The sequence below is a fragment of the Rahnella perminowiae genome (assembly GCF_019049695.1).
Classification (GTDB): domain Bacteria; phylum Pseudomonadota; class Gammaproteobacteria; order Enterobacterales; family Enterobacteriaceae; genus Rahnella; species Rahnella perminowiae.
Window position 1 is genome coordinate 1 of record NZ_JAFMOT010000183.1, and the last position, 15,515, is coordinate 15,515.

11 protein-coding genes are annotated in these 15,515 nt (G+C 48.6%); all 11 read right to left on the reverse strand.

Features of this window, described 5'->3' with window-relative positions; translation table 11 throughout:
- Positions 1 to 16: 16 nt before the first annotated feature.
- Positions 17 to 556: a type VI secretion system lipoprotein TssJ gene (gene tssJ / locus J1781_RS17330; protein WP_217219136.1), complete on the reverse strand. Its 540-nt coding sequence runs from the start codon at positions 554 to 556 to the stop codon at positions 17 to 19.
- Positions 543 to 1,619, reverse strand: coding sequence for a type VI secretion system baseplate subunit TssG (tssG, locus tag J1781_RS17335; RefSeq protein ID WP_217219135.1), 1,077 nt, complete (start codon positions 1,617 to 1,619; stop codon positions 543 to 545). The genes tssJ and tssG overlap by 14 nt, the downstream gene beginning before the upstream one ends.
- The gene (tssF, locus tag J1781_RS17340; protein ID WP_217233939.1) at positions 1,583 to 3,346 is read right to left on the reverse strand and encodes a type VI secretion system baseplate subunit TssF; all 1,764 of its coding nucleotides are present in this window, start codon (positions 3,344 to 3,346) and stop codon (positions 1,583 to 1,585) included. The genes tssG and tssF overlap by 37 nt, the downstream gene beginning before the upstream one ends.
- 8 nt (positions 3,347 to 3,354) lie before the next feature.
- On the reverse strand, positions 3,355 to 6,690 hold the full coding sequence (locus J1781_RS17345; RefSeq protein WP_217233940.1) for an ImcF-related family protein: 3,336 nt from the start codon (positions 6,688 to 6,690) through the stop codon (positions 3,355 to 3,357).
- Positions 6,687 to 7,832, reverse strand: a complete 1,146-nt coding sequence (locus J1781_RS17350; RefSeq protein ID WP_217233941.1) for a KPHS_23130 family T6SS system protein — start codon at positions 7,830 to 7,832, stop codon at positions 6,687 to 6,689. The genes J1781_RS17345 and J1781_RS17350 overlap by 4 nt, the downstream gene beginning before the upstream one ends.
- A gap of 5 nt (positions 7,833 to 7,837) precedes the next feature.
- Entirely contained in the window at positions 7,838 to 8,107 is a 270-nt protein-coding gene (locus J1781_RS17355; RefSeq protein ID WP_217219131.1) for a PAAR domain-containing protein, read from the reverse strand.
- 100 nt (positions 8,108 to 8,207) lie between these two features.
- Positions 8,208 to 9,314: a putative type VI secretion system effector gene (locus tag J1781_RS17360; protein ID WP_217233942.1), complete on the reverse strand. Its 1,107-nt coding sequence runs from the start codon at positions 9,312 to 9,314 to the stop codon at positions 8,208 to 8,210.
- Positions 9,315 to 9,427: 113 nt separating this feature from the next.
- A complete protein-coding gene (locus J1781_RS17365) occupies positions 9,428 to 10,546 on the reverse strand; it encodes a putative type VI secretion system effector (protein WP_217233943.1) in 1,119 nt (372 codons plus the stop codon).
- Positions 10,547 to 10,591: 45 nt separating this feature from the next.
- On the reverse strand, positions 10,592 to 11,701 hold the full coding sequence (locus J1781_RS17370; protein ID WP_217233944.1) for a putative type VI secretion system effector: 1,110 nt from the start codon (positions 11,699 to 11,701) through the stop codon (positions 10,592 to 10,594).
- 12 nt (positions 11,702 to 11,713) lie between these two features.
- Entirely contained in the window at positions 11,714 to 14,527 is a 2,814-nt protein-coding gene (locus J1781_RS17375) for a T6SS effector BTH_I2691 family protein (protein ID WP_331252986.1), read from the reverse strand.
- Entirely contained in the window at positions 14,476 to 15,507 is a 1,032-nt protein-coding gene (locus J1781_RS17380; RefSeq protein ID WP_217233946.1) for a DUF4123 domain-containing protein, read from the reverse strand. The genes J1781_RS17375 and J1781_RS17380 overlap by 52 nt, the downstream gene beginning before the upstream one ends.
- Between the last annotated feature and the right edge of the window lie 8 nt (positions 15,508 to 15,515).

Below are 15,515 nucleotides of genomic sequence, written 5' to 3' on the forward strand. Positions count from 1 at the left end.
TCCCCGATATTGGTCTTTATTCTTTTTCTGCTTGTAGCTGCAACACATTGCTTTCCAGGATTATTTTCAGTGGTGCATCGGGGATGAGTTCTTCCCGTTGCAAAACCAGACGCCACGACCCTTTCTGAAGGTCGGGGGTTCTGAAATGTGCAACCACCGCGACATACATCGCTTCTTTTTCTATCGGCATATTCAGCGTGGCACCGCCATCCGGGCGTACACGGATGTCTTTCCCCGCCAATATATCGTCTTTAAGCACGGTACTGGCCTGTGTCAGCAAAGTCTGATAATCCGTCTGATCAAAGGTCTTTCGGTCTTTTAGCTGATATATCCAGACGTCAGTCGCCAGTGAGGCACCTTCTTCGTCGGGATTGACTGAGGCCCGGGCGATAAAGTCCAACTTCAGTGTTTTAATTTGCTTATAGAAAATGGCCCGGGTCATTGCAGACGTGCCGTCCGAAATGGATTGTGTCAGTCCGCATCCGCCGGTCAGCCCTGACAAGAACGTCAAAGTTACCACTGCCGGATATCGCCACAGGGAATTAAAAGCAGACATTTATCACCTCACGGGTCTTAAAATTGGGCTTCAGCCCTTGATAGTCACTCAACCGGATGGTGATGGTGGACTTCAGGGGGGTGTCAGATGATGCGGAACGCATGACGGTGGTGTAACCCAGTTGCCCTCTGAATCCACCGTCAGAAGAGGTTTGCAATCTGGCCGGGGGCAGAATGTGACGCGGCAGCGTCAGCAGAATACGGGCATCAACCCGCCATCCGAGATAAACCCGTAACAAAACGAGTAAATCCTCCGATAACTGACCTCCCGGCAACCACGCCAGCGCCTCTGCCAGATTTTCCGTATAGAGTTGCAGTTCAAACATACTGTTGACCTCTTTGGCCCAATTACCGAGCACCGGCCGCAAACCCAGCGGCGTTTTATCACCAAACCGCAGTGGCTTAATGGCAATTGTGCGCGGATAGTGAGGACGAACGCAGGCTGTTGTCTCCGAAGACAACAAATTAACCAGCGCGATGACACCTTCCGCCGTACGGGTTGGCATCCGCATATTGCTGAGTAATGCCAGAAAACGGGACACCGGTGTGGCAATGTTTTTCGCTGTCCCCGGAATGCCCAGACCAATGAGTCCGAGCAGGCGCTGTGATGTCTCATCGGTGCCTCCCGCCTCGAAGCTGGCCGGATACGAGTATTTTCGCCATACCCGGTAGAACTGGGTCATGATGCGGTGATTAAAGATATCCAGGAATTCCTCGACTGCCTCATGTCCTTCACGGCGCTGAGCGATATCATCCAGATAGCTGGTGGGCAGAGGGGAGTCGACGCCATACAATCCCAGGAAAGTGGTTCTGACGGTGGGAGGATGTTCAGGGTGATCCCGATCGCACTCAAGCGCTTTTAACTCACTGACCGGAAAGCCCATGCCCGGATGGGGGCGAAAACGTATCAGATCATCTTTCGGGGAACTGGTACTGCCAAGCGGCGGGCGTCGGGGGGAGGATTGTTCAATCAACTGACAAAATCGGTAAAAGTTGGTGTAAGGCAATTTGTCGCCCATATCCCGTATCAGCCGGGAATATACTGGCTGTGGTTCTCTTTCCATTGCAGGCATTTTCCTGAGGGTTGAACGATAAGCGTGAGCCGGTTAAACAAATGAATATCGGCGTAAAGAGCCAGGAAGCGGTTAAGTACCTCACCAAAAAGATAAATATCCCCTTCACCGTAAAACCCCGGCGATTCCACAGTGACTTCAATGTCAACGCCACGCAGCAATAAACCTTTTTCAAAGCGTTGTAACCGGAAGTGTTCGACCTTCACGATAGCATCCAGACGGCGCCGGTTATCTTCACTTTCTGTCCAGTCATAGAGCGCCAGTGTGTTACGCAAAACTTCAGCGTTATCCATCATTGATAAAAAATGGGTGCCGAGATGGCTTAAAACCCGCCAGTGAAACCGATCACGGTTTGGCGGATAGGCTGGCATGGTCGGGGGGCAAAGATTGTGTATGTTAAGCGGCACTGGCAGGGCCTGTGTGGTGGCATTCAGTACTGTGCTGCGCAGTGCCAGGCGGGGCAGTTGTCCGTTTGTACCGGTCAGGCTTAAGGTCAACGTCTCTTCGGCTATCTGACGTTCCTGTTCAAACCCGTCACCGCCCAAAATCAGCCAGGTTTCATGCAGCCCGGTAACGCCCGGTTTGACGCGGGTGTGATAGTAGCGGGCGGGTAAGTGACGGCGCAGCGTACCGCCATGGTATCGAAAGGTACGAAAAGGGGTGTAAACCTGCGCATGCGTGCGTCGGGATGAAGTGACGCTATCGACTGAATATATCTCTGTACAGGCCGCCTGCTGGCGCAGAGGTTGCAACAGATAGTCGGTTTCCTGATTGCAAATGCTCAGCGGTTTGGCATCAAGAGAGAAAAGATTAATTACCGGGACGCAGTGCAGTCGTAAGTGACTGGTATCAAATGAGAAATCAGAGGGGAAGGGGCTGTCGAGAACGATGTCCACTTCAAACCCTGCCAGTGTTGCGGGCAGTACTACCCGTTCAAGTCCGCAGAGGGCAACGAACATAAATTTCTCACGGAAGGTAAAATATTCCAGCAACTGTTGATAGCCGCAACAGGCCGCGTCGCCTCGTTCCCAAAGATTGGCCAGTTCTCCTAATCCTTCTGCCTTAAAATGTAATGTGACCGGTTGCCTGTCGACCTGTCCGGGCAGGCGCAGGTAGCATTTTCTCACCTGATGCGTCAGCGCCAGCAACAATGCGCAGGCTAAAGGAGCATCGCCATTCAGATAGACTGACAGGCATGAGAGGTCAACCCATTGCCAGTTCGCCAGCAGACTGCAGCTAAAACGCAGACGGATAATGTGCTGTCCATCGGGCTCCATTGCCAGCGAGGCGTGTGACAGCGTCAGAGGTTGTAGTGGTAAATCCCGCGTAGTGCGGTAGCGGCAACGAGGGCCTTCCGTGCCAACGGGCTGCGATATGACTTCAAAATGCGCCCCAAGTGTTTCCGTCATTTTCATCTCCTGCCAGGCAGGAGCCAGTTCCACTATCGAGAGCGAAGGGATAGTTCTCAGATAGTGCGGCCAGAGCATACTGACCAGGCCTTCGGTGAGTTCCGGCAGGTCATCGTCAAGCTTTTCCCGCAGGCGTCCCATTGAGAAAGAGAAGCCCTGAAAGAGTCGCTCTACGGACGCGTCAGCACTGCCAGGCGTCATCAGCCCTATTTCAGCTGCGCGGTCAGGATGTGCTGCGGCAAACTCCTTGGCGGCTTCCCGCAGATAGCGCATTTCAGCATCGAAATATCGCAACGTTAAATCTTCCATGAGAATCCTTAATCTGGTGTGTCGGAGCCGGATTGGTTATCACCGGCATCATTTGCAGTGGCTGGCGGAAGCAGGAAAATCGACTGCGGCATTTTGAATCCTTTCAGCGCCAGTAATGCCAGCGGGCCGTCTCCCGCCTCGGTTCGCATCAGATAGTTAAGAGGTAAACCGTCTGGCGCTTTCCACACGAGTCTGAAGGTGCTGGAATCAATTTGCGTCACTTTTGCTTTTTCCAGCAGACGGATAAACCCCCAGCTTCCCGGATAATCGGCATACAGACGGGTGCCTGCCCGGACGCTTATCCAGCTTAAGGTCACGCGGGGTTTCCATTGGCTGTCAGGCCAGTTGAAGGGCTGCCAGCTTTCCATCTGGTTAAAGTATTTCAGGTTTTGCTGATCGAGGGTCAGCTCGGTTTGCATCACGTCTTTGGCCGGTTTGGCCATCAGTTCAAAGTGCAGGCTGGCGTCGCCATGAGTGAACACCACATCGGCAAGTTCGGAAAGCTGATTCAGCGCCTGAAGGAATTCCGGGTCAAAATGTAATCCCTGTGCGCTGATAACGTCCGGTTCCCAGTGACGTCCCTGACGTTTAATCACGCCATTGAGATTGGTGGTGATAAAGCGCGCAATACGTCCGGTGTCGTTGCGAAGATATTGTGACATCAAGGCCAGAGAGACTTCACTTTGCACGGGGGCAAAGGGGTAACGGCCATTAAAATCGGCGCTCCAGTCCTGAACAATGGCGTTTCGCCACTGTGCATTAATACTTTCTGCGGTGGGGGTGAGCACTTGTTGCCAGGCCTGTTCCATCGGCTGAACAAACATAGCCTGGCCAAATCCGCTCCATTCCTGACCCAGACTGGCGGCAACCAGACTGCCGTAATCGCGGGTATCGGTGACATCCACCGATTTTCCCTGAAAGACGGTTTGCGCCAGTGCCTGGGTCATTGCCTGCGGATCAGCGGTATTGGTTACCTGTTGTAACCTGAGACGTACGCGGGTTATCCGGGTCAGGAAACTTTGCAGACTCAGTGAGTTATAGCCATCGCCGCCAGCATTGCTGTTCATTAATGTCAGTAAGGGCGCGAAAGTATCATCAAGAGGTCCCTTCGTGTTTTTATCCCGCTGATCAATGGCGGGTTTTTGATCTGCATGAATCAGGTTCTGAGCGGATTTGACCAGTGATTCGGTCAATGCTTCGTTCTGCCGCCCCGTTTTTCCCTGATAATCCAGCGTATTTAACAAGGCGACCAGCGGAGATTGCCTGATGTCAGCCAACAGCGTCAGTTGATCGATGGCATCAGATAATGTGTCAGCACGACGCCAGTGAATGCTGTTCAGAAAACCGAGCCATGCACCAGAGAAATCCGCAAAGTAGCGCTCAGTCAGCCGTGCTTTCAGCGCCTGCGGTGAGATATCTTCTTTGACAGGGTGCTTGTTATCATTTAACACCCAGTCAATTTCATCCCTGCGGGTATTGACCACGTCATCAATAGCGGGCTGTACCGCCTCTTCCCAGGCCTTGCGGGTGAACATACCCGGAACCACACTGTCGGTGCTGAACAAGGGGCGGGCAGAAGTATCACCCACCATATCTTCAAGGTGCATGTCGGCATAGTGACGGGCAACCTGTAGCAGCATCTTCTGATATAGCGAAGCTTCCGCGTTTCGCATGCCAATCTGGCGTAACAGCAAGGTGCGCACCTGACCCACCATCGCTTCATCTTGCGTGATTTTCCACTGCGGATGTGCAGACAAGTTCTGGGCATAAAAGCTCAGCAGTGAAGGGCCGTAATTACGCCATACCGCGTCACTCACGCCGTTGCGTTGAGGCCACTGTTTCATCATTGTCGTGGTGAAGTATTGCGCGTCCATCTTCTCAGGGCGGGCCATCATCAGATAGGCTTTGAGCTGATCATAGGCTTGTCGGGCCATCAGGCCGCGCTGCGGACTATCGGGTGGCAGACTCAGCAATGCGTTCATCTGTTGTGTCAGTTTGCTTGCGGCGGCGTCACGAATAAATGTGTTGTTAATCTTCAGATAATGCGGCCACAGCGCGGCAAGAAGTGCCTCGTTTTGATTCATGCCAAAACGTAAATACCAGGGCGCGCCGTGGACTGCCCGGTATTGTAACTGGCCTATTTTTCGTTGCAGTTCCTGATGGTTCATCAGGCGTTTTTCCAGCGGGATAGTGGGAGCAGATACCCTGACGGTGAGGTCGACGCTTTCCCTGAGTACGGCACGGTTAGCCGTAAACGACAGCACGGCAGCGAAACACCAGAAAATTAATATTCCGGCAAGGGAATAACGCAGACCTTTTGCCCAGGGGATGCCTATACGTTTTGCCCGGACAGAGGACAAGTCATTGAGGATCCCCTTCCAGCTGGCATCAGGCAGCCAGCGAAATTTATCGACGCCTTCGACGAAGCGTAATGGCTGACTAAACATGATACCGCGTAAAGGGGCGGCATACGGGCCCGATAATAACGGCGTAAGGGTTACGCGCAGGCGTGCAATTTCCCCGTTCAGTAACTGATGTGAGAGGCGTAACATGAAATCGTCGGCGGGCTTTTGAAGAACCTGCTGAGTCCCCTGTACCGTCAGTTGTGATGTCAGTTCCCGCAGCGCTTCTTCCAGCATTTGCGGCGTACTGTTTGCGGCTAACAAGCATCCGATGGGTTGGGTTTCACGGGACGCCGGTGGCGATTCGCTATTTTCAATCTGCCAGACATAGAGGGGAACCTGCCAGCCGAGTAATTTCGCGCGATCACGTAACTGACGTGCGGCGGTGTCGGTCAGCGAAACCTGCTGATGACGGGCATCACATACCCAGACGATGGCCTGAGGCGGGCGGCGGCGTAATTTGCGCAGCGCCGAAATACGGTTGCTGTCTGATGCTGAGGTGATGTTACCGCCCCATAATAGTACGGTGCCATCGGCTTCAATCCACTGTTGTGAAATCAGTTCGGGGGCAATCATCCTCACCAGCCTGGATTGACCGACCAGAACAACTAACCGGACTTTCGACCGCCAGAAGCGTCCATAACGGTGGCGCAGATAATCACAAAGCGCTTCTGTATAAGGGAATTGTGTTTCGCCTTCAGCAGCAGAATGCGTTTCTTTTTTCGATATGGGGCTCCGGGCGGAAGGGGGCCGACGTGAGTTGCGATAAATAGCCATCACTCCGAATAACAGTGCCATGCCCAGCGCCCAGATCAGACTGCGCAGCAACGGGCTGATCCCCCAGCGTTCGCTAAAGAAATACAAAACCGCGGCGAGAATCGCACCAAATACCATCGCCAGCAAACTGGCTCCGGAAGGGCGGGATGCAAAGGGATTAATCATGAAATGTCTTCTCCGGGAGAGACAGTCGCAAATACCAAAGCGTCAGCCTGCGACAGAACCAATGATTGCGGTGCGTAACGGTATTCGGCCATCAGCATCATGAGGGTTATCGTAAAATAGTCAGTGGCAGGGCCGGGTTTTCCCAGCCAGTACGGGATGAACTGTTGTTCTGGCACAGGGGGATTGGATGCCGGATTTTGCACACGCAGTTGCCTGCAGCGTTTAAGCGTCAGGGTATTCTGTGCGGCAATAGCGGTTTGGTTGTACCACTGGTCTGAAACGCTTATCGCCGGTGCCTGATATTTCAGGAACAAACCGGCGTTATGTTCAGCTTCCTCTGCTGTGCCTGTCACAGGCCGGTGCAGGCGACAGCGTGACCTCACCGAATCTGACCCATTGGCAGCAATTAACCATGCGATAGCACCGTCGGTGTGGATCCGGGGTTCATCATTTTCTGGCCACTGGAAAAATATCAGTAATTTAGCGTCGTTATTACCGTCATTTAGCCACTGCGTCGTCTGATCAGCCCAGGGCTTTGTCACGGCACCACTGAAGAAATCAGAGACTGCTGAAAGTGATAAACCCAGTTTTTCCCATGTCTGGGCAAAGGCCCACCGGGCCGCTTCGTCATCGTTGCAGGGTAAATAAACGTCAAGCGGGTTCCGTAGCATCCTGAGGGAAGCGGCTAAGGGAGCCAGTAATTCTTCGAACAGATACAAAAGGGGAGGGCGCGATGGCAGTGAGAAAGCCACTTCATTGTTCACTAGTGTCCGGTGTTCAAAAGGGTGCGGGATTTCGGCGGGGAATATGTAGCTGAAATCCACGATATTCAGACCTGATTGTGCCCATACCTGCCATTTTTCCTGATGCCATTCATTTTGCTGCTCCATGCTTTCGGCGTGTTCCGCATTAACGCCGTAACTGAACAATCGCCAGCCGGCAATACCCAGAAACAGCACGGTGACGGTAATCACTGCGCCAAAGGTCAGCAATAAAATCCGCGGATCTTTAAGCCAGTACCACAAGCTACACCCGGCACCAATGCAAAGCATCACCAGCAGGGAAAGACCACGCCACCATCCGTTCCACTGAAGAGGTGCCGGATGTTTAACAACATACGGCAGCGGAATATCCCAGGACATTATCCTTATCCTTCAATATAGGTAGTGGGCAGGCTGCTCAGTACTTTGCAGCCACAGGCACAGACGGCTTGATCGAAAGCCACTTGTTTGCCGTCTGAGAGCCATGTGGGTGTGGTACTCACAATACGATTGACGCCATGACCTAAAAGGGGACAAATGACGACATCGCCAATTAACGCGGCAACAATGCCTTCAATAATCATGGTGGATGAAGCAGACATCACAACGCCACCGCTGGTCAGTTTATCGCCCAGCCGTATAATTCCTTTTTGCATAATATTTTCTCTGTTTAAATGTTGGGGATCAGAAAGGGTAAAGTGTTAACAGTTGTCAGGTTTTTTTAGGGGTAGTAATGAACATCAAAGTTACCTGATTTTAAGTGAGGTTATCTTTTACGGGGTAATAGTAAACATCGAAACCACCTTGTATTATTATTTGAGGTGTTGAAACAATCCCTTTTTCAGGTTTAATCCATTCACCTTTTTCTTGTTTATATTTTATTTTCTCTCTGGTGAATTTATCTAGATCTAAAGTATTTCCATTAGGTATGTTTAATGCCGCACAAATTCTTTCAAAGAGATCGCCAGGTGCTCGAGCATCGTTATTCAACCCCCGGAATAAAACGAAAGAGAATCCTCCAGTAAGGGACAGGTAAATCAGCACGGCATATCCCCATTCCTCGAGGCTCAGGGAGGCAAAAGATGCGTAAATAAACACCATAAAGAAAAAGAAAATCCCAGTGCCTTTTATAACATATCTGATGCTAAATCGATTTTTTCCGGCATAACATCCGGTAGTGACCGATATTGTTTCCAGTTGGGGTTTAGCCGCAGCATAGATTTTAAAGCCATCATCTTCTGGCATAGCTGCCATTTCTACATAATCACCTACCTGAATATTGGTTTGCTTAAGCCAGCCTGAGAATAATTTACCGTCAACTTTTCCTTCAACATAAATACATTGTGACTCTTTTCTCTTGCCATCATTAAACCGCGCATGAGGCGCATCCCCGGAAAAAAACTGTAACAGTACTAAAAGTGAGGCCCCCTCGTTATCGCGTTTTATTTTCTCTTCGGCGCGGGCTTTTTCGGTACTGTATTCACTGAAGTCAAAGTAACCAATGACCTTTTTGACTGAGAGCTCTTCGACAATGCCGCTGATTTTGATTAGAGGTTTGGTTGGCGGCAGTTCAGGTAAGGGAGGGAAGCTATTTTTCTCCGCTTCTACTTGCCGGAGGTATTCTTTTGCCCTGAGAACACGTTGTCGGAGGGTATCGATATACTCCCTGTTTTGCCTCTCTTCACTGGATTCTGTAGCATTTGATGAATGATATGTCTCGTCATATTCATTTATCGATTCAGTTCGACTGGCAATATAAATGTTTAAACTGGCGAAACATCCTTCTAATCTGTCTGGATCTTTAAATTCGCTTCTCAGGCAACTGGTATAGTTATATAGCTGCTCATCTGTTTCTTTTTCCATGGAAGTATCCTGTCAATATTTCAGTCGATAATTATTATAAATATACTTTGGGGGTTTTATTTCCTCTTGCGCTGCGTTTTTTTTGATAGAAGCAGGTTGAATGTCGTTTAGATTTAAATTATTAATAAACTGTTAGTTGTACTTGTAGGGTAGTAATACATATCATTACCTCCATTTTTTGATGCTTTAGGTAATGGGTCTGTATTGTTTTTTGATGTAGTTGGCTCGCCTTTTTTTATCATGTTTTCAATTTTAATATCAGTATATACAGCTAGATTTAGCACATCACTATTTGGAATTTCTAAAACAGTACAGATTCTTTCAAATAATTCACCTGGGGCACGATTTTCATTTTTTATACCTCTGGTGATAAAATAAGTGGTGATAGTAGTTAGGATGAATATGACCAAAGTTGCGTATAGAATACGTTCCAATGTTGGGAATTCAAATAGACAAGTAAACAGGAAAATTGAAGTGTAGCAAATCCCTGTAAACATTATAAATCCTTTTGTATGTGAGTAATTTCTACCACAATAACAATTTATAGTAGTTGATATTATTTGTGTCTGTGGGTTAGCGATTGCGTACATTTTATATTTACCATCTTCCGGCATGGCGGCTATTTCAACATAATCACCAACCTGTACATTGGTCTGATGCAACCATCCCGAGAAGACTTTCCCATTGACTTTTCCTTCAACATAAATACATCGTGATTCTTTTCTCTTGCCATCATTAAACCGTGCATGAGGCGCATCCCCGGCAAAAAACTGTAACAGTAATAAAAGCGAGGCACCCTCGTTATCCCGTTTAATTTTCTCTTCGGTCCGCGCTTTCTCGGTGCTGTATTCACTGAACTCAAAGTAACCAATGACCTTTTTGACTGAGAGCTCTTCGACAATGCCACTGATTTTAATTAATTGCTTTGTCGGGGGCAGTTCAGGTAAGGGAGGGAAGCTATTTTTCTCCGCTTCTACTTGTCGCAGATATTCTTTTGCTCTGATAACACGTTCACGCAGTGTATCGATATACTCCCTGTTTTGCCTCTCTTCACAGGATTCTGTAGCATTTGATGAATGATATGTCTCGTCATATTCATTTATCGATTCAGTTCGACTGGCAATATAAATGTTTAAACTGGCGTAACATCCTTCTAGTCTGTCGGGATCTTTAAATTCACTTCTCAGGCAGCTGGTGTAGTTATATAGCTGCTCATCTGTTTCTTTTTCCATTAATTTGTCCTTTATCAATTACATTGACATGGTGATGTCAAATTGCTATTGATTGGCATTATCTTTTTCTGGGTAATAGAAAACATCAAAGCTTCCTTTGTCTAATGTTTGTATAATTGCAGATGGTACCTTTTCATATCCTGATTGGTTGTTGGTTTTTTTTATTTTTTTAATCTTATGTCTGGAGTATTTTGCAAGATTAAGTGTTTCACCGTTAGAGATTTCTAATACGTTGCAAATTTTCTCGAATAATTCACCTGGAGCACGATTTTCATTTTTTATTCCTCTGGTTATAAAGAAAGTGGTTGTGAATGTGAGAAAAAATATGGTCAATAAGGCATAGAAAAATTTCTCTAAAGTTGGAAATTCGAGGAGACACAAGAATATAAATATTGACGTATAAAAAATCCCGGTTAAGACTGTAAATTCTTTAACGTTTGAGTACTTTCTGCCAAAGTGACAATTTTGTGTGGTCGAAATTATCTGTGTCTTTGGGTTAGCAACAGCGTATATACGATATTCATTATTTTCCGGCATGGCAGCTATTTCTACATAGTCTCCTACCTGCATGTTGGTATGGCGTAACCATCCTGAGAAGGCTTTGCCATCCACTCTCCCTGTGACATAATTACATTGCGATTCTTTTCTCCTGCCATCATTAAACCGCGCATGAGGCGCATCCCCGGCAAAAAACTGTAACAGTAATAAAAGTGAGGCGCCCTCGTTATCTCGTTTAATTTTCTCTTCGGCACGCGCTTTCTCGGTGCTGTATTCACTGAAATCAAAGTAACCAATGACCTTTTTAATTGAGAGTTCTTCGACTATGCCGCTGATTTTGATTAATTGCTTTGTTGGGGGGAGTTCAGGGGGAGTAGGGAAAGAATTAATTTCTGCCTGAACTTGCTTTAGGTATTCCTCTGCCCTGATAACACTTAGGCGTGTTTCATCTATAAACATTCTCTTATATGCTTCCGGCGAAGACTCTTCTTCCTGGATTGGATTTTTCATTTCATCGTACTCGTTAATTTTTTCAGATCTATGTTCGATGTAAATATCTAGGCAATCGAGTGATACTTCAAGTCGTTCTAGATCTCTATATTCGCTTCTTAGGCAACTAGTGTAGTTGACTAGTTGCTCATCTGTTTCTTTTTCCATGGAAGTATCCTGTCAATATTTCAGTCGAAAATGGGTGTTAATATCCTGTTGGCGTTTTCTTCTCTCGTCTTCTGCTTTTTTAATTTCTTCTTCAGAAAGAGGTAGGTTAAATACTATCTGCATAGCAGTATGTAATAATTCTTCCTGTTTTTGTACTAACGCAGATATGTCGTATGCAGTTAAATACATTGTATTATGATTATTTGATTTTGTTCCGAACACGGTTTGTTCACACCAGTCCTGAATTTCATTATCAGTCCACATTTCGTATAGCATTTGGGCAAAAACGATAGCAACCATCACCTGCCAGGTTGACATAAACCCAACTAGTCTTGTCACTCCTAATCCTATTCCTTCAGTAGCTGTCGATAAAAGTGTAAACTTAAGTCCTTGTTTGCCCATCGCAGCCAGTATTTTGTTCTTACTGAGCAAAATGTCATTGATCGTACTGAGAGCAAATGCTGTATCTGAAGAAAACTTTGCAAATGAAAGAACGACTGACCATGAAACCCAACCTTTCTTTTGGACTTTTTCAAACATATCGCTAATATCCATAATAACTGTGAGTCCGGCAGCAACACTCCCCAGTGAGGCTGCTCTCATTTTCCAGGTATTTGCTTTAATCTCGCTAGTAATAACACTTTTGTAGGCTTCTTCTATCATTCCTGCCAGTGAACTCCCTGCAAATAAAATAGGGATACTTAGTGCTATTCTATCTTCGATAGAACCTTTGCTACTTTCGGAAAGACTTAAAGCAAGTACGGAAAAAAATATAACACCCAAAGATTTCACACGAAATAATTTGATGCTTTCTTTACCCACAATCGTTTCATTTAATTTATTATACCTTCTCTTGAACTCTTCTAAACGGTCGAGGTTTTTATCAATCTGACTCAATTTATTATCACGGATCTTCTGTATATTCTCCCTCGCCTCAGCCGTGAATATACTCTCTCCCGCAGGATGGGCGATTGCGTCATTCATCATTTTGACTAGCTGGTCTTTTGCAACGCCGGAATCCAAAAGAAATAATGCCCTGAGCGCTTTTCCCTGAAAGGTATCCACCACGGTGCCGGCCAGTACCTGATTGGTCATGGTTGTGAGGGCGCGGTCACCAAACCCCATAATCCTTTGTGTCAGGGATTGCGCCTGACCGGATGACATCATGGCGGTTAATGCCCTGTCCACGGCGTCAGCATAAACTCCCAGATTATTGAGGATAAACTGCGTATCTGTTTTTATTTGCTCACCTGCCGAGGGCGCTTTCTGGCTTTTTATCTGTGCCAGTAGCGGATTAACGGAGGTCATGACCGCCGGGCTGTTAAAAAACTGATAGCGCCAGAGCAGGTTCTTATTGTCCAGCGTGGAATAGCTGTCGGCCCACGTATTAATCTGCGCCTTTCCCGTCTCACTCAGATTTATCGACGCCAGCGCATAACCGACCATTTCCCGGTAATTAAGGTGGTCCTGAGTCAGGTCAGAGTTGAAATCGTCAATGCAGGCAATAAACAGAGGATGCTGTAACCACAGCAGGCGCAGCCCGATAAGGATGCCTGTTTTTTCCTCTACGGTACGGGTCAGTTCCCCGTAAGCGATTTCAAAATCCGTGATCCAGCGCTGTTCAAACTTATCCGCGTATTTCTGCCAGGCTTTGTTCACTGCATTGAGTTTCCATTTCGCCCGGCTTTCTGCGTATATTTTTTCCAGTTCTTCATAGGAGGGCGTCGTCCCCTTCAGGTCGAATCCGGCCCCGTTCAGCACCGTTTCAATACTGTGCCGTGAAGCCTTCTCCGGGAAGGTCTGGTCAAACTGCTGTTCTTCAGCCTGTCTGATGACCCGCTCCAGCCCTTTGATATCGTAATAGGTCGCAAACTCCACGCCCAGCTCATCGCGGTAGCGTTTATGCATCAGCGTCATGTCATCACACCAGCCGGTCAGCTCATGCGCGATGCCAATCGGGTCATTGACTGCCATGATAAGCGGTTTTACCGGCGTGCCGTCGGGTAACGTGCCGCGCGATGCTAAAGCGGTCAGGGTCACACTTTCTTTTCCGGCACGTTCAGTGCTCCAGGGGTAAAGCGTGGTGCGCGGACGAACAGCATCGGCCGCAAAAGTGTAAAACGGCGAGGGGTCGGGTATGTCGCTGATACTGGAAATGTTGCTGATACGGGAAATATCAGTGGAAAAAGGTAACTTCCCGGCGGGACAGGCAGGCCCCGGCGGCTGATAATCAAGTACGGTTTGCAGGGGCGCCTGCGTGGCCTGTGCAATGCCCTTTTCCTCTTCCGGAGCGTTCCATTGCCAGGGTTCTACCTGCTGCATACGCGCCTTTCGTTTACCGGCATCAGTGGCATAAATGTCCAGCAGGGCCGGGTTCCATTTAGCCGGTGTATAAGCCAGCCAGAGCGTGCTGGTGAGAGCCAGCTTATCCAGCACAATGAATTCAATATTGGCGGATTTATGGAAACCTCTTTCGCAATCCGACGTGTATTTGGGCTGTGCGGAAAGGGCATCATTTTGCTTCCACAGTCCGCCATCTGGCGTGATGCTCCAGGTTTCCCAATGTGCATCGGCTTCGTACCAGACGTATAAAAAACCGGCGCGCATGGCGCGTAAACCGTAGTCATAACCGGTGGTTTTAGGGAAATCGATTTCAGGTTTAGCCCATCCCGGCAGTTTAGGGGAGAGTGAGTCCGGTATCGGGGCATAACGCACCGGCAGGATGGCCGGGCCGCCCGGCTGACAGCGGGGACAAATTACGACTTCAGGCTGACTCATGACAACAGCTCCTTGTTTTTGTGCGTGGCGGCAGTTAAGTGCTGACATTCATCCGCCAGCCGCTGCCAGTCCTGTGATGTGAGTGCGCAAATGCGCTGGCGATAGCGTATATCGACCGGCTGAGTCTCTGTGGATAGCAGATATTGAAACTCAGGGCTCAGATCGATGTGCGGGTGATAGCGCAGGACGTGAAAGGCAAATAATGCGCGTTCATCAACGGTGGTAATGACGGGCGAATGGGCAATGCGTTGCAACGCGAGTTCTGCCATGCTTCGTAATGCAGCCTCGCTCCTGCGTGAATCGTGCCTGGTCAGATCGCGGTATTGCCTGAGCGCCTGATTAATGATCCCAACGCGTTCCAGCATTGCATTGTCATTTTCCTGCAAGGCCAGGGAGAAGGTCAGCAAAGGTTGCGGGGATGTGGTGTGTCGGCGGGAAACAAGCCGGCCGTCGCCGTCCGGGAAATGCCACCCTGACAGGATGCCCAACATGCGCTGTTGCTGGAAACTACTCAGGTGCGGCCATAGCGTGTTATTCACTGCCGGATCAAAGTAACGCAGCAAAATATTGCCGCCTTCCTTCAGCTTTTGTACTGCAGTACTGCCTAACTGACGGGCAACAACGCTGGCAGGCTGCATGCTGGTCAGCCAACCGCACAGGGTGCGACCGCAACCGGCCATCAGTTTTGCCGGATCGATTTCCTGCAGTGACCGGATGATACTTTCCTGCAGCAAGGTTTGATCCTCTGGCCGGGTGAGGTCGAGTGTTATCAGCCACGGGTAATAAGATTGTGGTATTGAGGCATGCCGCAAGGCGACGGGTTCCGGGCGGCGTTCTGTCAGGGTGATAAGCCAGGGAGACGTAATGTTAAGTTCCTGTTTCGCCGGATCAATCAACAGAAATACGTTTTCTCCGTTTCGGAGCAGATGTTCACTCAGTTCGTTAAAGATTGTTGTCGCCTGTTGTTTAATTGCCGTATCGCCGTAATCAAACAACACCTTTTCTTTGTCATATTCCAGAGTCGTCATTTCATTCA

Excerpts from the sequence above, each read along its gene's own strand:
- tssJ (WP_217219136.1), bottom strand. The coding sequence starts at position 556 with ATGTCTGCTTTTAATTCCCTGTGGCGATATCCGGCAGTGGTAACTTTG.
- tssG (WP_217219135.1), bottom strand. The coding sequence starts at position 1,619 with ATGGAAAGAGAACCACAGCCAGTATATTCCCGGCTGATACGGGATATG.
- tssF (WP_217233939.1), bottom strand. The coding sequence starts at position 3,346 with ATGGAAGATTTAACGTTGCGATATTTCGATGCTGAAATGCGCTATCTG.
- J1781_RS17345 (WP_217233940.1), bottom strand. The coding sequence starts at position 6,690 with ATGATTAATCCCTTTGCATCCCGCCCTTCCGGAGCCAGTTTGCTGGCG.
- J1781_RS17350 (WP_217233941.1), bottom strand. The coding sequence starts at position 7,832 with ATGTCCTGGGATATTCCGCTGCCGTATGTTGTTAAACATCCGGCACCT.
- J1781_RS17355 (WP_217219131.1), bottom strand. The coding sequence starts at position 8,107 with ATGCAAAAAGGAATTATACGGCTGGGCGATAAACTGACCAGCGGTGGC.
- J1781_RS17360 (WP_217233942.1), bottom strand. The coding sequence starts at position 9,314 with ATGGAAAAAGAAACAGATGAGCAGCTATATAACTATACCAGTTGCCTG.
- J1781_RS17365 (WP_217233943.1), bottom strand. The coding sequence starts at position 10,546 with ATGGAAAAAGAAACAGATGAGCAGCTATATAACTACACCAGCTGCCTG.
- J1781_RS17370 (WP_217233944.1), bottom strand. The coding sequence starts at position 11,701 with ATGGAAAAAGAAACAGATGAGCAACTAGTCAACTACACTAGTTGCCTA.
- J1781_RS17375 (WP_331252986.1), bottom strand. The coding sequence starts at position 14,527 with ATGTCAGCACTTAACTGCCGCCACGCACAAAAACAAGGAGCTGTTGTC.
- J1781_RS17380 (WP_217233946.1), bottom strand. The coding sequence starts at position 15,507 with ATGACGACTCTGGAATATGACAAAGAAAAGGTGTTGTTTGATTACGGC.